Annotated in this window: 17 protein-coding genes; 9 read left to right on the top strand and 8 right to left on the bottom strand. The window is 71.5% G+C overall.

From position 1 onward, the window contains the following. Positions 1-20 precede the first annotated feature (20 nt). Genes ACWGIG_RS11170 through ACWGIG_RS11135 form a run of 8 tightly spaced genes read right to left on the bottom strand, consistent with a single transcriptional unit; the run spans position 21 to position 6,650 of the window. Complete coding sequence (locus ACWGIG_RS11170) at positions 21-719, bottom strand: indole-3-glycerol-phosphate synthase (RefSeq protein ID WP_453321273.1); 699 nt, start codon at positions 717-719, stop codon at positions 21-23. Then, positions 716-1,411 carry a phosphoribosylanthranilate isomerase gene (locus ACWGIG_RS11165; RefSeq protein WP_453321272.1) on the bottom strand — a complete coding sequence of 232 codons (696 nt, stop codon included), beginning with the start codon at positions 1,409-1,411 and terminating at the stop codon, positions 716-718. Before ACWGIG_RS11165 ends, ACWGIG_RS11170 begins: the two co-directional genes overlap by 4 nt. Before the next feature lie 6 nt (positions 1,412-1,417). Next, entirely contained in the window at positions 1,418-2,557 is a 1,140-nt protein-coding gene (locus tag ACWGIG_RS11160; RefSeq protein ID WP_453321271.1) for an acyl-CoA dehydrogenase family protein, read from the bottom strand. Between the two features lie 12 nt (positions 2,558-2,569). After that, entirely contained in the window at positions 2,570-2,944 is a 375-nt protein-coding gene (locus ACWGIG_RS11155) for an ectoine synthase (protein ID WP_453321270.1), read from the bottom strand. Beyond that, positions 2,941-3,777, bottom strand: coding sequence for a tryptophan synthase subunit alpha (gene trpA, locus ACWGIG_RS11150; RefSeq protein WP_453321269.1), 837 nt, complete (start codon positions 3,775-3,777; stop codon positions 2,941-2,943). The genes ACWGIG_RS11155 and trpA overlap by 4 nt, the downstream gene beginning before the upstream one ends. Then, complete coding sequence (locus ACWGIG_RS11145) at positions 3,774-4,805, bottom strand: anthranilate phosphoribosyltransferase (protein WP_453321268.1); 1,032 nt, start codon at positions 4,803-4,805, stop codon at positions 3,774-3,776. Before ACWGIG_RS11145 ends, trpA begins: the two co-directional genes overlap by 4 nt. A gap of 2 nt (positions 4,806-4,807) precedes the next feature. Further along, a complete protein-coding gene (locus tag ACWGIG_RS11140) occupies positions 4,808-5,086 on the bottom strand; it encodes an acyl carrier protein (RefSeq protein WP_453321267.1) in 279 nt (92 codons plus the stop codon). Position 5,087: 1 nt separating this feature from the next. After that, the gene (locus tag ACWGIG_RS11135) at positions 5,088-6,650 is read right to left on the bottom strand and encodes an AMP-binding protein (RefSeq protein ID WP_453321266.1); all 1,563 of its coding nucleotides are present in this window, start codon (positions 6,648-6,650) and stop codon (positions 5,088-5,090) included. 508 nt (positions 6,651-7,158) lie between these two features. Here ACWGIG_RS11135 and ACWGIG_RS11130 point away from each other — a divergent pair. From ACWGIG_RS11130 to ACWGIG_RS11090, 9 genes are all read left to right on the top strand, one after another. Further along, positions 7,159-8,862, top strand: a complete 1,704-nt coding sequence (locus ACWGIG_RS11130) for a condensation domain-containing protein (RefSeq protein WP_453321265.1) — start codon at positions 7,159-7,161, stop codon at positions 8,860-8,862. After that, entirely contained in the window at positions 8,859-12,959 is a 4,101-nt protein-coding gene (locus tag ACWGIG_RS11125) for a non-ribosomal peptide synthetase (RefSeq protein WP_453321264.1), read from the top strand. Before ACWGIG_RS11130 ends, ACWGIG_RS11125 begins: the two co-directional genes overlap by 4 nt. After that, the gene (locus tag ACWGIG_RS11120; RefSeq protein ID WP_453321263.1) at positions 12,956-16,267 is read left to right on the top strand and encodes an amino acid adenylation domain-containing protein; all 3,312 of its coding nucleotides are present in this window, start codon (positions 12,956-12,958) and stop codon (positions 16,265-16,267) included. Before ACWGIG_RS11125 ends, ACWGIG_RS11120 begins: the two co-directional genes overlap by 4 nt. Beyond that, positions 16,267-16,638, top strand: a complete 372-nt coding sequence (locus ACWGIG_RS11115; RefSeq protein ID WP_453321262.1) for a nuclear transport factor 2 family protein — start codon at positions 16,267-16,269, stop codon at positions 16,636-16,638. Before ACWGIG_RS11120 ends, ACWGIG_RS11115 begins: the two co-directional genes overlap by 1 nt. Before the next feature lie 4 nt (positions 16,639-16,642). Beyond that, on the top strand, positions 16,643-17,452 hold the full coding sequence (locus tag ACWGIG_RS11110) for a hypothetical protein (RefSeq protein WP_453321261.1): 810 nt from the start codon (positions 16,643-16,645) through the stop codon (positions 17,450-17,452). Further along, entirely contained in the window at positions 17,449-19,338 is a 1,890-nt protein-coding gene (locus ACWGIG_RS11105; RefSeq protein ID WP_453321260.1) for an amino acid adenylation domain-containing protein, read from the top strand. The genes ACWGIG_RS11110 and ACWGIG_RS11105 overlap by 4 nt, the downstream gene beginning before the upstream one ends. Next, on the top strand, positions 19,335-20,600 hold the full coding sequence (locus ACWGIG_RS11100; RefSeq protein WP_453321259.1) for a cytochrome P450: 1,266 nt from the start codon (positions 19,335-19,337) through the stop codon (positions 20,598-20,600). The genes ACWGIG_RS11105 and ACWGIG_RS11100 overlap by 4 nt, the downstream gene beginning before the upstream one ends. After that, positions 20,597-21,394: a thioesterase II family protein gene (locus ACWGIG_RS11095; protein WP_453321258.1), complete on the top strand. Its 798-nt coding sequence runs from the start codon at positions 20,597-20,599 to the stop codon at positions 21,392-21,394. Before ACWGIG_RS11100 ends, ACWGIG_RS11095 begins: the two co-directional genes overlap by 4 nt. An 82-nt stretch (positions 21,395-21,476) precedes the next feature. Further along, a complete protein-coding gene (locus tag ACWGIG_RS11090) occupies positions 21,477-22,607 on the top strand; it encodes a cytochrome P450 (RefSeq protein ID WP_453321257.1) in 1,131 nt (376 codons plus the stop codon). The last annotated feature ends 183 nt before the right edge of the window (positions 22,608-22,790 follow it).

Here is a 22,790-nt window from a genome sequence, read left to right as displayed (position 1 = left end):
TCCGGATGTGTGTGGGGTGTTCAGGAACGGGCGTGGCGTACGTGGTCGAAGTCGTCGAGCCAGTCGGTCAGGCTGTTCGTGCGCAGGAGTCCCGTACCGATGAGCACTCCTGCGAAGCCCTCCCGTACCAGCCGGGCCGCGACCTCCGGCTGCTCGATGCCGCCGGCGCTCACCGGGCACGGGGTGCCGGTGTGCTTCAGCGCGGGCAGGAGCTCCGAGCTCCGCCCGATGTCCCCCGCGCCGCGTTCGCGGGTCGTGATGTCCTTGTTGTTGACCGCGATCACACAGTCCTCGCCGCGCGGTACGCGCAGCGTCTCCGCCTCCGTCGTCACCTCGACGAAAGGGGTCAGGCCGAGCCGCACGGCGTGGTCGATCAGATTGCCCAGGGTGGACCTCGCCAGCAGTGTGGCGGTGAGCAGGACGGCGGACGCACCGTCCTCCCCGGCCTGCTCCAACTGGCTGCGCCGGGTGATGAAGTCCTTTTGCAGCACCGGGAGTTCGGTGCATCGGACGACCTCTTGCAGCAGGGCCCCGGTGCCGCCGAACCAGTGGCCGGTCACCACGGAGAGACAGGGTGCGCCGACGTCCTCGTACGCGGCGACGAGGTCCGCGACGGACCGCCCGTCGAAGAGGTCGCGGCCTGCGGCGTCCTGCCGCTTCAGCTCCATGATCACCGGTCGGCGGGCGCCCAGCAGCGCCTCGACGAACGCGGCCGTCACGCCCCCTCCCCCGCATCGCCGTCCGCCCGCCAGCCCCGGACCACCGCCGTGACCCGCTCGGCCCGTATCCGTCCGCCGCCGGGGTCCTTGGCCGCCGTGTCGACGTCGATGCCCCGGAAGAGCGGGTGCTCCCGCACGGCCCGGTAGTCCGCCCGGTTGTCTCCCGAGATGCCGCCGGCGAGCAGGAACGGCCGCGACATCCGTGCCACGACCTCCAGGACTGCCCCGGGGTCGGCCTGTTGCCCCGTGCTGCCGATGCGACCGTCGTCGGCCGTCGCGTCCACCAGGAAGAGATCCGTGCCGGCCCGCTCGTACGACGGGATCAGGGGCAGCTCCGGGCACGTGCCCCGACCCCCTGCGCCGAGGTGCACGACCTTGACCACGGTGAAGTCCCCCGCGCCCTTCAGTGCGCGGACGGTGCCCGGTGTCTGGTAGCCGTGCAGCTGGACCCAGTCGATCCGTGCGGAGGTCAGCGCGGAGCGCAGTGCCTCGGCGTCGTTGAGGAAGGTGACGAGGACGGGCCGGAGGCGTGCGGTGCGGTGTGCCGCCGCGGCCAGGGCTGCCAGTTCCGCCGGGGGCAGGTCCGTACGGCCACCCGGCACGCCGTGCCAGACCCCGACGAGATCGGCTCCTGCCGAGGCGAGCGGTTCCATGTCCCCCGCCCGGGTGGCGCCGCAGATCTTGATCAGCATCAAGCGTCACAGCCCCAGCATCGAGGCGATGCGATTGCGCTGGATCTCCGAGGTGCCCGAGTAGATGGTGCTCGCCGTCGCGTCCCGCAGGTCCTTCTCCAGGCCGCACCCGGTGAGGTAGCCCTGGCCTCCGAAGATCTGCACGGCCGCCTGTGCGGAGGCGACGTTGCTCTCGCTCGCGAGCAGTTTGCAGGTGGCGATGTCCGTCGTGACGTTCTCGCCTTCGGTCAGCCGGACCGCCGTGTCGTAGAGCCACTTGCGGGCGGTCTCCAGGCCGGTCCGCATGTCCACGAGCCGGTGGGCGATCGACTGGTTCGCACCGATCGGCTTCCCGAACTGGGTGCGTGTTCTCGCGTACTCGACACAGCGGTCGAGCCGGTGGCGCATCTGGCCGGTGTTGATGATGAAGGAGCAGAGGATCTCCCACTTCATCACGTGGTCCAGGACCAGGAAGCCGGAGCCGACGCTGCCGATGACGGCGGACGCGGGAACCCGGCAGTCGTCGAGGTGCAGGTCACCCAGCGGAGAGGTCCTGAGCCCCATCTTGCTGACGGGCGCTCCGACGGAGAGGCCCGGGGTGTCCCGCTCCACGAGGAAGGCGGTGATGCCCAGCGGCCCGCCCGCCGGGTGCGTACGGGCGTAGACGACGAACACGTCGGCCACCGGACCGTTGCTGACGAAGCACTTGGTGCCCCGCAGTACGAAATGGTCGCCTTCGCGCGTCGCCGTCGTCCGCATGGCCAGCGCGTCGGAGCCGCTCTCGGACTCGGTGATCGCGTGCGCCCCGATCGTCCCGCCGGAGCAGATGCCGGGCAGATGGCGCTGCTTGAGCGCCTCCGAGCCGAAGCGCTGCAGGGGAACGCCGACGCTGACCAGGTGGGTGGAGACCGAGAAGTTCAGCCCGCCGTCGCGGCATCCCGCGCCGAGCTCCTCCAGTACGTACATGGTGGTGAGCAGGGACTGGCCGAGTCCGCCCCACTGTTCGTCGAAGGGCAGGCCGAGGATTCCGGACTCCTGGATCAGCTTCCACTGGTCGTACGGGAAGAGACCTTCGGCGTCCCGCTCGATGTGGCCGGCGCTGAGCGCCTGGTGCCAGTGGCTGAGGCCCTGGCGCAGTGCGGTCTGGTCGGCGTTCCATCTGATCATGTGTCGGTCCCGTCAGTACTGGGAGAACTCGGGCGAGTCCAGGCTGTGCCGCTCGCCTCCGTGCAGCGCGGGCGTGAAGACGCACACCAGTCGGAGGTCTTCTTCCGGTCCCGCGATGAGGTAGTGGGCGTCGTGCTGGTCGAGGGCGTAGAGCGTGCCGGGTGCGATCGGGTGGGACGTACCGTCGGCGTCCACCACTTCTCCCGTACCGCTGATGCAGTAGCACGCTTCGAGGTGACGCCGGTACTCCAGCCGGGACTTGGTGCCCGCCAGCACCGTGGTGTCGGTCATCGAATAGCCCATGCCGTCGGCTTCGACGAGGAATCTGCGGCTGAGACCGTTGCCCCAGTCCACGGCCGGCACATCGTCAAGACGTCGGACAATCATGGGGTGGAACTCCTGACTGGGTCGGGGAAGGGGGTCGGGGAATCGGGGAGAAGGGTGTGTACGAAGGACCGGAACTCGTCTACCACGTCGGCCTGTTGGGCGAGGGCGTGCTCGATCCTGGCGACTCCTGCGCTGCCCACGATCGCGGCGTCGGCGCCGAGGGCGTGCACCCTGGCGATGTCGTCCCTGGACCGGATGCCGAAGCCGACGGCGACGGGCGCCGTGGCCGCCTTGCGCAACAGGGCGATGGTGGAGGCCAGTTGGCGGGGATCGGCGGCGCTCGCACTGCTGCCGCTGCGGCCGTAGTGGGCGACCAGATACAGATACGCGGCTGCGTGCTCGGCGGCCTCGGCCTTCACCTCTGCGGCCGAACTCGCGTAGCAGGTGGTCACCAGGGGCAGCCCGGCGTCCCGTGCCGCTTCGCGGAGGCCGGTGCGCAGCCGTGGGGGCAGGCCGTGGACCAGCAGTCCGTCGGCGCCCGAAGCGGCGACCCGGCCTGCGAAGTCCGCCAACGGCAGGGGTCTGACCGTGTGGCTCCAGTCCGCCAGCAGCGCCACCCGCAGATGGCGGAGGTGGGGACGGATCCCGCCGAGGAGGTCGAGCACCTCGTCGAGGCCGACGCCCTCGGCCAACGCACGCTGTGCGGAACGCCTGTTGACCTCCCCGTCGGTGACCGAGTCGGGAAAGGGCACGGCCAGCTCCAGGCAGTCCACCCGGCAGTCGTCGAGCATCCGCACGAGGTCGGCCAGGACGGGCAGTGGCGGGTCCCCGGCGTTGAGGAACAGGGCCAGACCCGGCCGGCCGGGTGCCCGCCGCGCGAAGAACTCGCTCACCGCGGGCCCACCCCGACCGCAGCCGTGCGTACCGGCCGGGTCCGCAGCCGGTTGACGAGGTCGAGTGCGGCGCCGCTGATCAGGGCGTCCTCGGCTGCCGCCGTCGCGTCGGCCCAGTCGTCCACGAGCCCGCTCGCGACGGCCAGCGCGGCGGCGTTCAGACAGACGGTGTCTGTCGCGAGGCCCCAGCCCTTGCCGGACAGCACGCCGAGGAAGTGCTCCACCACCTCTGTCCTCAGCGGGGTCGGCCGCAGTTCGTCCATCGATCCTGGCGCGTCCGCCTGCAGCCGTATCTCGCCGGCGGCGTCGTTGCTGTGGATGACGTTGTCGACGGAGCTGACCAGCTCGTCGATTCCCAGGGCGTTGTTGCAGAGCCAGATCCTCCGGTCGGCCGTGCTGTCCGCGACGTACCGCAGGCTCGGCAGCAGCGAGGGGTCCGCCACGCCGATGAGCTGGTACGAGACCGGCAGCGCTGCCAGGAAGGGACCGACCGAGTTGATGAACCGGCCGAGCGTCCGCAGCTCCAGCGGCAGAACGCTCTTCGCCAGCAGCATCAGCTCGCGGGGGTACACGAAGTGCCCGGGGAAGGCGATGCCGTACCGCTCCAGCGTGGCGTCGGTCTGCTCGTACGAGGTGGTCAGGGGTATGCCGAGCAGTTCCAGCAGGTCGTACGATCCGCAGCTGCTCGTGTAGGCGCGGGAGCCCGTCTTGGCCACGCGGACCCCCATCGCGGCGGCGACGAACGCCGCAGCGGTGGAGATGTTGAAGGTGCTGGGCCCGCCACCGGTGCCGACGATGTTGGCCGTGCCCGCCAGCCGTGCGACGGGCTGCGGGCGGCGCTCGTCCAGTGAGCGCAGGAACGCGCCCAGTGTGTCCCGGTCCGGCATGCGGGTGGAGAGCGAGGCCAGCAGCGCCACCGTCTCGCCCCGCTGGAGACCGCCTTCGTGCAGCCGGTCCCAGAAGGACCGCCACATCTGCCGCTCCACGGGGCGGTCCCGGGTGAGCAGCGCCAAGGGCACCTCGTGCATGGCTACTTGGCCTCCGCCTGCTGCCGCCGGGCCCGCTCGACGAAGGTGCTGATCTCGGCGACGGAGCGGAAGTTCTCGGGCTTGAGGTCGATCTGGTCGGCGCGCAGGTCGAACCTGTCCTCCAGCCAGGCCATCGTCTTGAGCAGGCCGAGGCTGTCGATGACGCCTCCGGCCATCAGGTCGTAGTCGGAGGCCAGTTCGGCGATGTCGACGTCCGGCAGGAACTCCTCGATGATGAATTGCTTGACCACCGTGTCGTGCTTCATGTCGGCGCTCTCCATGTCAGCGTTCCTTCGTTCGGCCGTGAGGGGGGTGGGCGGCCTCGACGAGCGCATGGGCGATCTTGCCGGTGGACGTCCTCGGCAAGGGGTCGTCCACGATCAGCACGGTCGAGGGGATGGCGGTGGTGGGCAGCAGTTCCGCGCAGTGCCCGCGCAGTTCGAGGCTGTTGAGCCGGCTGTCGGGTGCGCGGCGGACGACGCCGTGCAGGAGGCGGCCGGCCACGGCGTCGGGCACCGCCATCACCGCTGCCTCCACGACGTCCGGGTGCTTCAGCAGCACCTGCTCGACCTCGTGCGTGTTGACCCGTAGACCACGGACCTTGACCTGGTGGTCGTTGCGGCCCTCCAGGGTGATCCGGCCGTCCGGGTCGCGGCGCACCAGGTCGCCGCTGCGGAAGTAACGCCGCTCCTGCTGCCCGTCGAAGTGCGTGGCGAACCTGTCCGCGTCCTGGTCCCGGTCGAGGTAGCCGTCGGTCTGGAACGGTGTCGCGACATGGAGTTCGCCGGTTCCGGGCCCGGTCAGGATCGTGCCTTCGGCGTCGACGATCACGGCGTGCACCCCGGGCAGCGGGCTGCCGATGGGGACGGGAGCGTCCGTCGGTTCGCTGCGGTCGACCTCGTGGAGGAAGCTGTCGTTGGTCTCGGTGCAGCCGTAGATGTTGGAGAGCCGCGCCGTGGCGAACAGTCCGGGGAGTCGGGCGAGGCAGCGGGCGGGCATGCTGTCGCCGGTGAAGACGGCGTGCTCGACCGTGTCGAGCCGCAGGCCGCGTCGCGCGGCCTCGTCCGAGAGCAGTTGGTAGAACATCGGCACCGCCTGGACGACCCGGACCTCGTGCTGGGCGATGAGGTCGAGGAGGTGCCGGGCGTCGGTGGCCTGCGCGGGGTCGACCAGGACGACACGGCCGCCGTTCTTGAGCGTGGTCCAGATGTCCAGCAGGCAGAGGTCGAAGTTGAGCGGGGCGTAGTTGAGCACGGTCGTTCCCCGGCGGATGCCGAAGTGTTCGCCCGCCCAGTCGGTGAAGCGGTCCACCGCGCCCGTGCTCAGCGGCACGATCTTCGGGTGCCCGGTGGATCCGGAGGTGGTGAACATGAAGGACACGTCGGACGGTTCGGTCCGGCGCGGCTCCACGGAAGCGGTCGGATCCGACGACGCGGCCGGATCCGACGATGCGGTCGGATCCGACGATGCACTCGGCTCGGCCCGAGGCGTCGCCAGGCTCTCGGGGCTCTCAGGGCTCCCCGGTGACAGCACGTGCAAGCAACCGGCCTGCTCGAACAACCGATTCAGTGATCTTGTCGTCAACAAGGGTGAAGGCAGTAGAAACCGGCGCCCTTCCATCAGACAGGCGAGCACCAGTGCGATCACCGCAGGCGACTTGGCGGCCAGGATGCCGATCGGCCCGTCCGCGCCCGGCGCGAGTCGGGTGAGCCGCGCGCGCTCCCGGTACGCCAGCTCCAGGAGTTCGGAATAGGTCGTTTCTTCTCCGTGCCAGACCAACGCCGGATCGGCGGGGTGGTGGGTGGCGTGAGAGATAAAGGAACTCACTAAATTCTGCTGTCGCATCATGACTTCTCCGAGTTCCTACGTTCCCGCGATCCCGCGTTCCCGCGTTCCCACAACAGCTGCCTTAAAGCACTCGACTCGAATGACAGCCCGGCATGGATGAGCACCGACAATCGCCCTGCGGGCAGTGGAAGACTTTCAAGAAATACTGCCCGGTAAGCTTCGCTTCGCGAATGCCCCGCTGGCCTTACACGACACTCTCGCACCCCCCGAGAAGCGCCTGACCAGTATCAACGCCCGATGCTCCCGATACTGACACCATGGTCAACCATTTAACTAATGGCCCGGAGCAGCACGTTGGCGTTCGACGGTGCGATGTTATCCATCGAACCCTCCCGGATGCAACGAAAAGATTTCTTGACGTCGGATCCCCTGCGTGATCTTGCCGAGCCGGGCGAACATCGACTAGCGTCCTTCGTACTGTTCGCGACGAAGCGAATCAGCGGGGCTTTCCAGGTCTCCCCATGTCTCTGCAGAGTTCCCGAACGCCGCGAAAGGTGAATCCCTCATGCCTTCCTCCGAACGGCGCGTGGACACTCCGGCAACGTTGTCTTTCGCGCAGCAACGGCTGTGGTTCCTCGACCGGCTCCGGCCGGGCAGGCCCGACCACAACGTGCCGGTCGCGATCCGCCTGCGGGGCCCGCTGGACCGGGGAGCGCTGGTGTCGGCACTGACCGAAGTGGTCCGGCGCCACGAGGTGTTACGCAGCAGGATCGTCGTGGTCGACGACAGTCCGTACCAGGTCACGGAACCGGTCGACACCTTCGTGCCGACCTTCACCGACCTGACGGCCCTCCCCCTGGCGGAGGCTCAGGAGCGGGCCCACGAGCTGGTGGTCGGCGACGCGGCGACCCCGTTCGATCTCGGCAGCGCACCGATGCTGCGCGCCCGGCTGATCCGTATCGCCGCCGACGACCACCTGCTGCTTCTGGTGATCCACCACATCGCGGCCGACGGCTGGTCGCTCTCCGTGCTGTGGCAGGAGTTCTCCGTCGCGTACCGCGCCACCGTTTCCGGCCGACCGGTCGAACTTCCGGAACTCCCCGTCCAGTACGAGGATTTCGCCGACTGGCAGCGGAACTTCCTCACCGGAACGGCGCTGCGCGACCAGCTCGACCACTGGCGCGAGCGGCTGGCGGGCCGGAGCCCGTCGGCGTTCCCGACGGACCGGCCGCGCCCCGCGCTGTGGTCGGGGCGCGGTGACCACGTCGAGGTGCGGATTCCGGCAGAGCTCACCGAGCGCATCCGGACGCTGGGGCGCGCCCACGAGGTGACGCCGTTCATGACGTTGCTGGCCGCCTTCCAGGTACTGCTCGCGCACCACTCGGGCGAGCCCGACGTGCCGGTGGGAACCCCGATCTCCGGGCGGACCCGCATCGAGGTGGAACCGCTGATCGGGTTCTTCGTCAACACCCTGGTCCTGCGCACCGACCTGGCGGGCGACCCCAGCTTCACCGAGGCGCTCGGTCGTGTGCGGGAGTGCGCGGTGGACGCCTACGCCCACCAGGACGTGCCCTTCGAGCGCCTGGTGGAGGAGCTGCGCCCCGAGCGCGATCTCGGCCAGCACCCGCTGTTCACGGTGATGTTCCAGCTGGAGGGGGTGCCCGCCCTCCCGTCCGGACTGCCGGGGCTCGACGTGAGTGCCCATCAGATTCCCTACGAGATCGTGAAGTTCGACGTCGAGGTCTCCCTGACGGACCACGGCGACCACTTCACCGGTGTGGTCCGCTACGCCACCGACCTCTTCGACCGCGCCACCATGGACCGGCTGGCCGAGGATTACCGGGAACTGCTCGGCCGGCTCGTCGGCAGCCCCGAGCGGCCGATCTCGGCGTGGCAGCCCCGGCTCGCCCCGCGAGCGGTCCCCGCCCGTCCCGCGGAACAGCCGGATGCCGGACCGGGCGCACCGGACGACGCGCCTCCCACCGAGACCGAGCTGCTCGTCCTGGAGGTCTGGGCCGAGGTGTTCGGCGTCGCCCCCGGCGGCGTGCAGGACGACTTCTTCGAGCTGGGCGGACACTCGCTGCTCGCGTCGAAGGTCATGTCCCGGCTCAGCCGGGCGCTCGACCTCGAACTGCCGCTCACCCTGCTCTTCTACCACCCCACCGTCGCGGAACTGGCCCAGGGCATCGAAGCGGCGCTGCTGGCGGACCTCGACAGCACCGACTCCCACCCGGCACTGCTTCCCGCCGGAGAGGACCCACACGCATGAAGCAGCACCCCAGTCGCCCCGGACCCGAATCCGAACCGGGCGTGCCGCCCGGCCCCGGCCCGGCCGTCGCCACCGCCACCACCACCCGGGCCCTGCTCGACCAGCGCATCCGAGCCGCCCGCCGCCACACCTCCGCCGGTGACACGGCGTCCGGGGTGCCGCCCCGCCCCGAGGGCACGCTGACGGCTTCGTACACCCAGGAACGCATGTGGCTGAGCGAGCACCTCTCCGAAGGGCCCGCCCTCTACAACGTCCATGAGGTCTTCCGGCTGCGCGGCCTCCTCGACGTCGCCGCGCTCGGGCACGCCCTCTCGGATCTGATATGCCGTCACGAGGTGTTGCGTACGGTCTTCACCGAGCGGGACGGGCGGCCCGAGCCCTCGGTCTCACCGGCGGGTCCCTACGAACTGACCTGCGTCGACGCACGAGTTGACGCCGGACAGAACCCGGACCGGCGGGCTCTCGCACTCGCCCGCACCGAGATCCGGCGCCCGTTCGACCTGACCCGCGCCCCGCTGCTGCGCGCGACGCTGTTGCGGACCGGCGAGAGCGACCACCTGCTGGTGGTCGTCATCCATCACATCGCGGTCGACGGATGGTCGGTGCCGCTGCTGTGGGACGACCTCTCCGCGATGTACCGGAGCCGGCTGGAGGGCCGGGAGCACGGGCTGCCCGCGCCGGCGATCCAGTACGCGGACTTCGCCCACTGGCAGCGGGACCGGCTCACCGGCGAGCGGCTGCGGGTCCCGCTCGACCACTGGCGCGAGCGGCTCGCGGGCGTGGCCACTCTGGACCTGCCGACCGACCGGCCGCGCGGTCCGGTCCGCTCGGGGCGGGGCGAGCGGATCACCTTCGCGGTCCCGGACGAACTGGTGGACCGGCTGCGGCTGGTGGGGCAGCGGCACGGCACCACTCTGTTCATGACGCTGCTCGCCGCGTTCCAGGCGCTGCTCGCCCGCTACAGCGGGCAGCACGACGTGGCGGTCGGCACGCCCGTCGCGGGCCGGACCCGGCCCGAACTCGAAGGGCTGGTCGGCGCGTTCATCAACACCGTGGTCGTCAGGACCGACCTGTCGGGCGACCCCGGCTTCGCCGAACTGCTCGGCCGGGTCCGCCGCACCGCGGTCGACGCCTACGCCCATCAGGACGTCCCGTTCGAACGGCTCGTCCAGGAACTGCGGCCGGAGCGCGGCCCCGACCGCAACCCGCTGTTCCAGGTGCTGTTCGCGGGACTGTCCGGCAGCGCCCCCGGGCCGCGGTTTCCCGGGGTGGAGGTCGAGCCGGTCGACATCGACAACGGCACCGCCAAGGTCGACCTCAGCCTGGTGGTGGCCGAGCGGCCGACTGGCACGACCGGCACTGTCGCGTTCGACCAGGACCTCTTCGACCGCCCGACCGTGGAACGCCTGGTCGGCCACTACCTGCGCCTCCTCGACAGCGCGGCGCACGACCCCGACCTCCCGCTCTCCCGCCTTGAGTTGCTCACCGAGGCCGAGCGCAGGGAACTCCTGGAGACGGCCCACGACACCACCGAGTCCGTCCCCTCGGAACTGTGCCTGCACGAGCTGGTCGAGCACCGGGCCGCGCTCGCCCCCGGCACGGCGGCGGTCCACTGCGGCGACCAGCGGCTCACGTACGGAGAGCTCGACCGGCGCGCCAACCGGCTGGCCCGCCATCTGCGCGACCGGGGCGCGGGCCCCGAGCGCCTCGTCGGCGTGTGCCTGCCCCGGTCGGTGGACCTGGTCGTGGCTCTGCTGGCCGTGCTCAAGTCCGGCGCCGCCTACCTGCCGCTGGACCCCGAACTCCCGGAGCAGCGGCTCGCGTTCATGCTCACCGACGCCGAGGTACCGCTGCTGGTCACGCAGCGGTCACTGGCCGACCGGCTCCCGGAGACCGGCGCCGCGGTCGTGTGGACGGACACCGAGGCCGACCTGATCGCGGCGCGGTCCGACGAGCCGCTGCCTGCCTACGCGGCCCCAGCCGACCTCGCGTACTCGATCTACACCTCCGGCTCGACGGGCCGGCCCAAGGCCGTGCTGGTCCCCCACGAGGGCGTCGTCAACTACCTGGTGGTGCGCGGCCGTCAGCTCGGCCTGGACCGGACCGACGTCGTCGCCTCGGTGGCCTCGATCTCCTTCGACGTCCTCGTCCCCCAGGTGTTCATGCCCCTGACCCGGGGCGCGAGCGTGGTGATCGCCCCTCCGGAGGTCGCCGTCGACGGGCCCCGGCTCGCGGAGATGATGAGCCTGTTCGGCGTCACCACGCTCATGGCCACCCCGGCCACCTGGCTCCTGCTGCTCGACAGCGGATGGCAGGGCGGCCGGTTCCAGGCGATCTGCGTGGGCGAGGCGCTCCAGCCACAGCTGGCCCGCCGGCTGCTCGGCGTGGTGTCGACCCTGTGGAACGGCTACGGCCCCACCGAGGCTTCCGTCGGCTGCGTCACTCACCGCGTGGACGCCGGGCGGGACCTCGACCGGCCGGGCGCCTCCGTCCCGATCGGCCGCCCGCTCGGCAACCTCCGGGTCCATCTGCTGGACCGGGCGGGGAACCCGGTGCCGGTCGGCCTCCCGGGCGAGATCCACATCGGGGGCGTCGGGGTCACCCGGGGATACGCCAACCGGCCGGGGCTGACCGCCGAACGCTTCGTACCCGATCCGTACGGAAGCGGCGGGCGGCTGTACCGGACCGGCGACCTGGCCCGGTATCTGCCGGACGGCAGCCTCGTCTTCCTCGGCCGCACCGACGAACAGGTGAAGGTACGGGGCTACCGCATCGAACTCGGCGAGATCGAGGCCGCGTTGTGCGCACAGCCCGGGGTCGCCAGGGCCGTCGTCATCGTGCGGGGCGGCGGGACCGACGCCGAGCTGGCGGGATACGTGGTGTGGCGGGACGGAGACGGAGACGGGGACGGGGACGGAGAGGCGGGCGGGGGTGCGGCCGGGGACGGAGGGGTGCGCGGAGACGTGACCGCGCTGCGGCACGCCCTGCGCGAGACCCTCCCCGAGTTCATGGTCCCCGCGACCCTGACGGTGCTGGACCGGGTGCCGCTGACCACCAACGGAAAGGTGGACCGGGGGGCTCTGCCCGCCCCCGACCGCCGGAATCACGGCGCGTCGGTGCTGCCCCCGCGGGACGTGCTGGAACTCCGGATGACCAGGATCTGGCAGCGCGTGCTGAAATCGCCGGAGGTCGGCGTACGGGACAACTTCTTCGATCTGGGCGGTCATTCGCTCAGAGCCGTCGAGCTCATGGAGGAGATCCGTCGGGAACTGGGGGTGCGCGCACCGCTCCACACGGTGTTCCGCCACCCCACCGTGGAGGGCCTGTGCGCGGAACTGCCGGCCGCACCGGCCGCACTGCGCCGGCTCGTGGTTCCCCTGGTGGAGGGCGATCACCGACGGGCGCCGCTGTTCCTGGTGCATCCGCAGAGCGGTGGCGCGTCCGGGTACCTCTCGCTGGCGAGACACCTCGGCGCCGACCGGCCGGTCTTCGGCATCGAGGCCGTCGGCTACGACACCGACGAGCAGCCGCTCGCCACCGTCGAGGAGCAGGCGGAGCGCTACCTTCGCGAGATGCGCGAGGCGGCGCCGAACGGCCCGTACCTGCTGATGGGCTGGTCCTTCGGCGGGCTCGTCGCCTTCGAGATGGCCAGGCTGCTGGAGAACGAGGGCGAGCCGCCGGAGTTCCTGGGGATCATCGACGTCGGAGCGCCGGGATCGTCACGGGGCAACCGCGCCGGGAACGAGACCGCGCCGTTCATGCTCGGCTCGGGCCCGGATCAACTCCCCGCGCGCGGAAGGTCCGCACTCCTGCGCCGCATGGAGCGCATCTTCGCGGCGAACGGTGACGCCGCCCCGCGCTACCGCTCAACAGCCCGTCTGCGTACGCCGATTCACCTCTTCGCGAGCGCCGACGACCATCCCACGCGCCGCACCCCCAAGGTGGTTCCCGCGCTGTGGCAGCGGCACACCGAGGGTGGAGTGAGCGTGTTCGACGTGCCCGGCAACCACTTCGACATGCTGTCGGCGCCGTACGTCGCGTCCTTCGCCGAGACCCTCTCGTCGATCCTCGATCCTTCCAGCGGAGTCACGACATGAGCGCCGAACTTCCGGTCGACCGCCCGGAACTCCCGGTGACGAGCGCCGACCTGCCGTTGACCTCGGCACAGTCCGGAATCTGGTTCGCCCACCACCTGCACGCGGGCAGTCCGGCGTACAACACGGGCGAATATCTCGACATCCCCGGCCCGGTCGACGCGGAGCTGTTCGAGCGTGCACTGCGCAGCGTGGTGGACGAGACCGATTCGCTGCGCGTGCGCTTCACCGTCGACGCGGACGGACCCCGGCAGGTCGTCGCACCCTCCCTCGACTGGTCGATGCACCGGGCCGACCTCAGCTCGGCGCCCGACCCGCACGCGGCGGCCGAGGAGTGGATGAGGGCGGATCTGGCCACCCCGGTCGACCTCACGCGCGGCCCGCTCTTCTGCCAGGCCCTGTTCAAGATCGCGCCGGATCGGTTCCTCTGGTACCAGCGGGTCCACCACATCGTGGTCGACGGCTTCAGCATGTCGCTCGTCGCACGGCGCGTGGCCAAGACGTACACCGCTCTCGTCGAGGGCACCGGGCGCCCGGGCGCCGCCTTCGGCCCGCTGAGCGTGCTCCTCTCCCACGACGCGGACTACCTCGCCTCGCCACAGCGCGAGGACGACCGGGAGTTCTGGAGGGACCGGCTGGCCGACCGAGGGGATCCGGCCGGCCCCGCGGGCCGTTCGGCGGCGGCGTCGGGCAGCTTCCTGCGCCGTACGAGCAGCCTCTCCGGCCCCACCATGACCGCGCTGCGCACTGCCGCACAGCACGCGGGAGCGACCTGGCCCGTCGCGGTGATCGCCACGACCGCCGCGTACCTCCACCGCCTCACGGGCAAGCGGGACGTCGTGCTCAGCATGCCCGTGACGGGACGCACGGCGCCCGCCGAGCGGGCCGTCCCCGGCATGGTGGCGAACGTGGTGCCGCTGCGGATCCAGGTGCGTCCCGAGCGGGGCCTGTCCGCTCTCGTCCGTCAAGTGGCCGACGAGATAGCCGCGTTGCGGGAGCACCAGCGCTACCGGGGCGAGGACCTCCGCAGGGATCTGGGCGCGGCCGAGCCGCAGCAGGTCACCTTCGGCCCCATCGCCAACATCATGTCCTTCTACTACCGCCTGGAGTTCGCCGGCGTCCGCGCCACGGCGCACAACCTCTCCAACGGGCCGGTCGAGGACCTGTCGATCTCCGTCTACGACCGGTCCGACGGCACCGCGCCCAGAATCGACTTCGACGCGAACCCGGCGCTCTACTCCGAAGCCGAACTCACCGCCCACCAAAGGCGGTTCCTGACCTTCCTGGAGACCGTCGTCGGCGCCGACCCCGACCGCCCGCTCGGCAGCCACGACGTCCTCACCGCCGAGGAGCGGCACCGGACGGTCGTGGAGTGGAACGACACCGCACGTCCGTTCCCGTCGACGACGGTGCCCGAAGCCTTCGCCGCCCGGGTCGCCCGCACACCCGGCGCACCGGCCGTGGTCTTCGGCGACCTCACCCTGTCGTACGGGGAGCTGAACGCACGCGCCAACCAACTGGCGCACCGGCTCGTCGCGCTGGGCGTGCGCAGCGAGTGCAGGGTCGCCGTGCTCATGGAACGCTCGGTCGACGTGGTCGTGTCGGTGCTGGCGATCAGCAAGGCGGGGGGCGCCTACGTGCCCCTGGACACCCGGTCCCCCGCCGCCCGGCTGCAGCACGTCATGACCGGGACCGGCGCCACGGTACTGCTCACCCACCGGGCCACCGAGGGCCATGAACTCGCCGACGGCGCAACGGAGTTGGTCGTCGACGCCGTCGCGTCCGGCCTCGCCGACGAGTCGGCCGGAGACCCCTTCGTACCGCTGCGTCCGGATCACCTGGCGTGCGTGCTGTACACCTCGGGATCCACGGGTACGCCGAAGGGCGTGGCCCTCAGCCACCGCAACGTCCTCGGTATGACGTCGGACCGCTGCTGGCGCGGCGACAGTCCCCCACGGGTGCTCGCGCACTCCCCGCACGCCTTCGACGCGTCGACCTACGAGTGGTGGGTGCCGCTCCTCAACGGCGGCCAGGTGGTCATGGCACCGCCCGGTGACCTGGACCTCGCGGCGTACCGGCGCCTCGTCGTCGAAGGCCGGATCGGTGCGCTGTGGCTGACGGCCGGGCTGTTCCGGGTCCTCGCCGAGGAGTCGCCGGAAGTGCTGGCGGGCGTCGGCCAGGTGTGGACCGGCGGCGACGTCGTCCCGGCCGACGCGGTGCGGCGGGTGCTCGACCGGTGTCCCGACACCGTGGTCGTCGCCGGATACGGGCCGACCGAAGCCACCACGTTCACCACGCGCACCGTGTTGCGCCCGGGCCTGCCCGTGCCCGATGTCGTGCCGATCGGCCGTCCCATGGACAACAGGCGCGCGTACGTGCTGGACGAGTCGCTGTCGCCGGTGCCGCCGGGCGTGGCGGGCGAGCTGTACGTCGCCGGTGCCGGTGTGGCGCGCGGATATCTGAACCGCCCCCTGTGGACCGCCCGGCACTTCGTGCCGTGCCCGTTCGGCGAGCCGGGTGACCGGATGTACGGCACGGGGGACGTGGTGCGCTGGAACCACGAAGGCGAACTGGAGTTTCTCGGCCGGGTCGACGAGCAGGTCAAACTCAGGGGATTCCGGATCGAGTTGGGGGAGATCGAGGCGGTGCTCGCCGGGCACCCCGACGTCGCCCAGGCGACGGTCCTCGCGGGCCTGGACGCCGCGGGCGAGAAGCGGCTGATCGGCTACGTGGTCCCGACCGGGACCACCACGTCGGGCGCGGCATCGGACGGGACTTCGACCGCCACATCGGCCGAGCCCCCGACCGGGACCTCGGCCGCAGCCGGGACCGCAACCGGCTCCCCGGGGTTCGACGTGGCCTCGCTGCGGGAGCACGCCTCGGCGGTGCTGCCCGACTACATGGTGCCCACGGCGATCGTCACCCTGGACGCCTTCCCCCTGACGCCTCGCGGGAAGATCGACCGATCCGCGCTGCCCGTACCGGAGTCGGCGCCCGCGCCGTCCGGCCCGACGCCCACCAGCCCGGCGGAGCGGGACATGTGCGCACTGTTCGCCGAGGTCCTCGGACTGCCCACGGTGAACGTCCACGACAGCTTCTTCGCGCTGGGCGGGAACTCGCTGCTCGCGACGCGGCTGATCAACCGCGTCCGGGTGCGGTCCGGCCGCGAACTCACGCTGAGCGCGCTGTTCCGGGCGCGTACACCCGCCCGCCTGGCCGAGGCGGTCGACAGTGCCCCGGAGGCCTCGGCGATGCCAGGCCCCGTACGGCGATCCACAGCACGGACAGAGACCACAGGGAGTTTCTCGTAATGGACCGGACGACGGCCGCGCTCGGGGAGTCCCGCATACGCCGCTACTACCAACTCGTCGACGCCGGAGACGTACCGGCACTGGTCGACCTGTTCACCCCGGACGCGCGCTACCGGCGTCCCGGCTACGAACCACTGGTGGGACACGCCGAGTTGGAGCACTTCTACCGCGAGCAGCGGGTGATCCGCAAGGGCGAGCACACCCTGGCCACCCTGGTCGCGACGGACGACGAGATCGCGGTGCACGGACTGTTCCGCGGCGAACTGCGCGACGGCGACCGGGTCGAGCTGCGGTTCGCGGACTTCTTCCGCATGGCGCCCCGGGGCCGCATCGCGTCCCGGGACACCTTCTTCTTCGTCCCGGCGGTCTGAGCCGGTGGACACCTACGACGACATCGCACACCGCCTGGGCTGCGTCGATACGATCCGTGTCGGCCGCCGCCACAACGGCCCGCCGGCCAGCGCCAACGGCGGCTACGTCTCCGGTCTGATCGCTCCGCGCGCGAAACGGCTGCTGGCGCACGAGGGCGAACTCGTGGTCCAGCTGCACGCCCCGCCCCCGCTGGACACCGACCTCTGGCTGACCCGGGCAGGACGGCGGGTCCACGTCTGGCACGGCGACGTCCTCGTCGCGACCGCGTCGCCCCAGGCGCCCGGCGGCTCCGACACCCCCGAAGCCGTCGCCCCCGACCTCGCTGAGCAGGCCGCGCTCGGGTACGGGGGACGGGGCGCCGAGGGAGAGGGCGCCCACCCCTTCCCCACCTGTTTCGTGTGCGGCCCCGCACACCCGGACGGCATGCGGCTGGCACCCGGCCCGGTGCCGGGCCTGGGCGACCACGTCGCCTGCGTCTGGACGCCGGACCCCGCCGCCGACGGCGGAACCGGAACAGGCGTCGTCACCGAGGAGCTGGTCTGGGCGGCGCTGGACTGTCCGGGCGGCTGGACGCTCGACCCGGTGCGCAGCCCGCTGGTGCTCGGCAGGATGACGGCCAGGATCACGGCGTTTCCGCGCGTCGGCGAAACCGTGGTCGCGGTGGGACGCGGCGTCCCCGGCGACGGCCGGGTCCACACCTGCTGCACCGCACTCTTCCGCAGCGACGGAACCGAACTGGCCCGCTCGACGGCGACATGGGTCCGGCTGGCCCCCACGGCATCACTTCAGGACACGAAAGCGGGAGACAGTTGACCAGCACGGTCCCTACGACGGACACCCCCACGACGGACACCCCTACGGCGGACATCACCGCCGGCACCGGCATTCCCGGGTTCATCGGCAGTGGAGAGCCTCCGTTCACGGCCCGGCCGCTTCACGAGCTCGTCGCCGAGCAGGCGGAGCGGGCCCCGCACGCACCTGCGGTGACCTGCGACGGCCAGACCCTCACGTACCAGCAGCTGATCACCCGCGCCCAGGACCTCGCCGAGCGGCTCCGGGCCGCCGGTCTGGCGCAGGAGGACGTCGTGGGCGTCCTGATGCGGCGGTCCCCGGAGCTGATCGTGGCCCTGCTCGCCGTGCTCATGGCGGGCGGGGCGTACCTCGGACTCGAACCGGACGACCCGGCGAGCCGCAGGGAGGCGCTGCTGAAGGACGCCGGCGTCGGCATGGTGATCGTCGACGACGATCTCCAAGGCCGCGTCCCCGACGGCATCACCGCGCTCGCGGAAGGCCCCGGGGCCCCCGGGCCGACGAGCGGCTCGACCGTTCCTCGCCCCGGTCACCCCGACCGGCTCGCCTACGTCAGCTACACCTCGGGTTCCACCGGCGAGCCCAAGGGCGTGGCCGTGCCGCACCGGGCGGTCGACCGCCTCGTGCGGGGCGCGGACTGGATGGAGGCCCGCCCCTCGGACGTCTTCTTCCACATCGCGCCGGTCGCGTTCGACGCGTCCACCCTGGAGATCTGGGCCGCCCTGGTCAACGGCTGCCGCCTGGTCGTCTTCCCGCCGGTCGCGATCACGCTGGAGCAGGTGGCGGAGACCGTCCGCGCCGAAGGCGTGACCGTACTCCTCCTGACCACCGGGCTCTTCCACCAGATGGCGGGCTCCCGGCTGGACGCGTTCGCCGGTGTGCGCCACGTCCTCACCGGCGGCGACGTCGCGTCGCCGAGCCACGTGGGCCGCCTGCTGGCCGCGTACCCGCACCTGCTCTTCACCAACGGCTACGGGCCGACGGAGAACACCACGTACACCACCTGCTGGACCAGCAGCACCCTCGCGGCCGGGCGGAGCGTGCCGATCGGCCGCCCGATCAGCGGCACGCGGGTCGCCGTGCTCGACGGCGACCTGCGCCCCGTACCCCTGGGCGAATGCGGTGAGCTGTACGCGGCGGGTGCCGGACTGTCGCGCGGCTATCTGCACCGACCCGGTGCGACCGCGGAGCGGTTCGTACCGGACCCGTTCGCGACCGAGCCGGGGGCCAGGATGTACCGGACCGGCGATCTGGTGCGCTGGACGCCGGACGGCACGCTGGAGTTCGTCGGGCGCGCGGACGCGCAGGTCAAGGTGCAGGGCTATCGCGCCGAACCGCAGGCGGTGGAGGCCGAGTTGGAGCACATGGCGGGGGTGCGTCACGCGGTCGTGCTGCCGCAGGCCGACCCGGTCGGCGGCACCAGGCTCCTCGCCTATGTCGTGCCGGCCGATCCGGATCTGGGCAATGCGATCGGTCTCGGCCGTCAACTGCGCCTGGATCTGCGGGAGAAGCTGCCCGCCCACCTCGTCCCCTGGGCGATCCTGATCCGCCCCGAGCTCCCCCTGAACCGCAACGGCAAGGTCGACCGCCGGGCCCTGCCGATCGCCACCCGGGTGCCCCGGAACGTGGCCAACGAGTTCGTCGCACCGCTCACGACGGTGCAGTTGCGGCTGGCCGAACTCTGGGGCGAGCTCCTGGGAGTCGAGCCGGTCGGGACCGAGGACGACTTCTTCGAGCTGGGCGGCCACTCGCTGCTGGCGACCGATCTACTGGTCGTCGTACAGCGGGAGTTCGGGGTCGACGTCCCCGCGCAGACCCTGTTCCTCTCCCCCACCGTGGCCGAGTTCGCCACCGCGCTCGTGGAGCGGCTGGAGGAGCAGAGCCGATGACGACGGTCCCTTCCGGCAACCGCTGCCCGGTCTCCGCGCCGCAGCAGGTCGATCTGATCGACCCCGACCTCTACCGGGGGGACGGGGCGCACGAGGCCTGGCGGCAACTGCGCCGGCACGCTCCGGTGAGCTGGCAGCCGGTGCGCGACATCGGGTACTGGTCGGTCGTCGGTCACGCGGAGGCCTGCCGCATCCTGCGCGACCACGACGCCTTCACCTCCGAACAGGGCACGCTCCTCAACCTCCTCGGCAAGGGCGACCCGGCCGGCGGACGCCAGATGGCGGTGACCGACCCCCCGGCCCACACCCGGATGCGCAGCCCGCTGCAACAGGCGCTGTCCATCAAGAACGTGGAGAACGACCGGGAGCGGATCCGCCGCACCGTCGTCGCCCTCCTCGAACCCCTCGCGGACGGCGGCCCGTTCGACTTCGCCCTCGCCATGGCCGCCCTGCCGATGCGGGTGATCGGCGCGCTGATGGCGCTGCCGGAGGAGGACTGGCCCCGCCTGATCCGACTCACCCACGCGTGCATCGCGGCGGACGACCCGGAGTTCCAGCTCGCCGCGGGACCACAGGCCACCCTGCGGGCCGCCCACCGCGAGCTCTTCGCCTACTTCCAGGACATCGTCACCCAGCGGCGGCACGCGCCGGGCGACGACCTGATCAGCGTGCTGCTGACCATGGAGCTCGACGGGCGCAGGCTGTCACCGGGCGAGATCGTGTCCAACTGCTACAGCCTGCTGCTGGGCGCGACGGTCACCACGGCCCAGCCCCCGAACGCGGCGATGGCCGCCCTCGCCGGGACGCCGGTCCTCGACGACTGGGCCGCCCACCCGGAGCTGCTGACCAGCGGCGTGGAGGAGTCGCTGCGCTGGGCGTCGCCCACCCAGCACTTCATGCGCCACACCACGCGCGAGGTGGAGATCCGCGGGGTACGCGTCCCGGCGGGGGACCCGGTCGTGGTGTGGCTCGGCTCGGCCAACCGCGACGAGAGCGTGTTCGCCGACCCGGACACCTTCGACATCCGGCGCACCCCCAACAAGCACATCGCGTTCGGCGTGGGAGCGCACTACTGCATCGGGCACACCGTCGCCCGGGTGACCCTGCGGATCTTCTTCGCGGAACTGCTGGCCAGGTTCACCGACTTCGCACTCGCGGGCGACCCGATCCGCCTGCGCTCGAACATCATCGCGGGCTACTCCCACCTGCCGATCACCGCAAGGCCCCGCCCGCAGTCCCGCACAGAAGGCCCCCGGCAATGACCACACCCACACCCTCCTCCACGCCCACGCCCACCCCCATGCCCTCCCCCGCACCCCGCACCACCCCGCCCCGCAAGAAGTGGTTCCTGCGCGAACCGTCACCGACGGCGACGGCACGCCTCTTCTGCCTGCCCTACTCGGGCTGCGGCGCGAGCATGTACCGCCGCTGGCCGACGACGATCGACGGCATCGAGGTCTGTCCGGTACAGCTGCCGGGCCGGGAGAACCGCATGCGCGAGCCCGCCCATGCCACCTACGAGTCGTTGGCGGACGACCTGGCCGAGGCACTGCTCCCCCATCTGGACCGCCCCTACGCGCTCTTCGGCCATTGCGGCTCCGCACTCGCGGCGTACGAAACAGCGGTCCGTCTCACCCAGCGGGGCCATCCCGCCCCGACCCGGCTCTTCGTCTCCTCCGAGGTGGCCCCGCAGGACGGCCCGTACGGCCGCTTCCTGGACATGACCGACGAGGAGCTGGCCGCCGAACTGCGCGAACTGGTCGCGGAACTGGGCGGCACCCTGGAACCGAGCCTGCTCGCCCTGTACCTGGGCGTGCTGCGCAAGGACGTGGACATGAACGCCCGCTACCACGTGCCCGACCCGGTCCGGCTGCCGACGCGCATCACCGCGATCGGCTGGACCGGCGACACGGGCATTCCGCCGTCCCTCATGACCGGCTGGTCGGCCTGCGGCGACACGAGCTTCGAACTGCTGGAGGGGGGCCACTACCGCTTCATCGAGGCACCGGCGGCCCTCCGGTCGCTCCTGGCAGCAGAGCTGCGCCCCGGGGGCTGACCAAAAAGCAGCGTGACAGACCCCCGGCGCGGGAGCAGGCTCTCCGCAACGACGTCACCACGATGTCGCCCAGGGAGATGCCATGGCCCGGGACGATCCACCGGCCTTCCCGGCGGCGGAGTTCGACGGCGTGCACGACGTGTGGCGTTCCGCGTCGGGGCGTCTGTGCGTGGCGGGCCCGGAGGCCGCACGCGAGGTCATGGGCAACCGGCGGGGCACCTTCGTGGAGACCTCCGACTTCTTCCACACCCGCGACGGGGTCTTCGGTCCCCGCACGGCACAGGTCGAGATCGGCCGTGCGGCACGGGATCTGATCCGCCGCCAACTCGACGCCCGCCGCCCCGACCTGCCCCGTCTGGTGCGCGAGCGGCTCGCGCCCGTGAGCACCTGGCCGGACGCGGGCAACCTGCTGGTCCGCGAGCACCTGCGGGAGGTGCTGCTGTGCCGGGACACGCCCGCGGAGGTCCACGAGACGGTGGACGCCGTCGTGGCCCGCGCGGTGCTGGCCGGCGCGCGGAGCCGCCATTCGGCGCTGTCGCGGTGGCGCTTCCGCCGCCGGGCGACGGACGTCCTGGTACGGGAGGTCCTGGCCCGCCGCAGCGCCGGCGTCGCCGCGCCGCGTGACCTGCTCGACGTGGCCGTCGCCGGGGCCGGGCCCTCGGCGGACTGCGGCGAGGTGGCCGAGGTCTATCTGTCGTTCCTGTTCGCCACCGTCGGTTCGATGGGCTTCGCCCTCGGCTGGTCGGTCCGGCTCGCCGGCACGCACCCGGACACCCTCGGCGACGAGCCGGCGTGGATCGTCCGGGAGGCGTTGCGGCTGTGGCCGGTGGCCTGGCTGTTCACCCGTACGCCGAGCCGCGGGCACGAACTGGCGGGTACCACGGTGCGCCCGCACGACGCCGTCGACGTGTGCCTGTACCTGGTGCACCGCCACCCCCGGCACTGGGAGCGCCCCGACGAGTTCGTGCCGCGCCGCTGGGCACAGCCCCGCCACGACCCGGCCTTCCTGCCGTTCGGCTTCGGCCCGCACGCCTGCGCGGGGGCGACGGTCACCATGACGCTCCTTGAGGACCTGATCCGCATCATCACGCGCGACTGGCAGTTGTCGGTCAGCGCCGGCGGCGGCGAACCCCAGTGGGGGCCCGCGCTGGCACCGCCGCGATTCACCGCGGAGCTGCACGGCCGGGACGTCACGGTGGGAGGGGGTGAATGACATGAGGAAGCTCTACCGCACGGCCAAGTCGGTCCTCAACATCCGGTCCGGCTACAGCTGGCACCACTTCTGGTACGTGTACCACCACATCTGAGCGGTACCGGCGTGGAGGGGCTCGGCCCGCCACGCCGGGCCGTGAGAGGGCGTGCCCTGACCCCCCCCCAGCGCCGGCCGGACTTCCTG

The organism is Streptomyces sp. NPDC054863, assembly GCF_053610825.1.
Note: the sequence above shows the minus strand (reverse complement) of the source record. Positions and strands in the feature narration are given on the sequence as shown.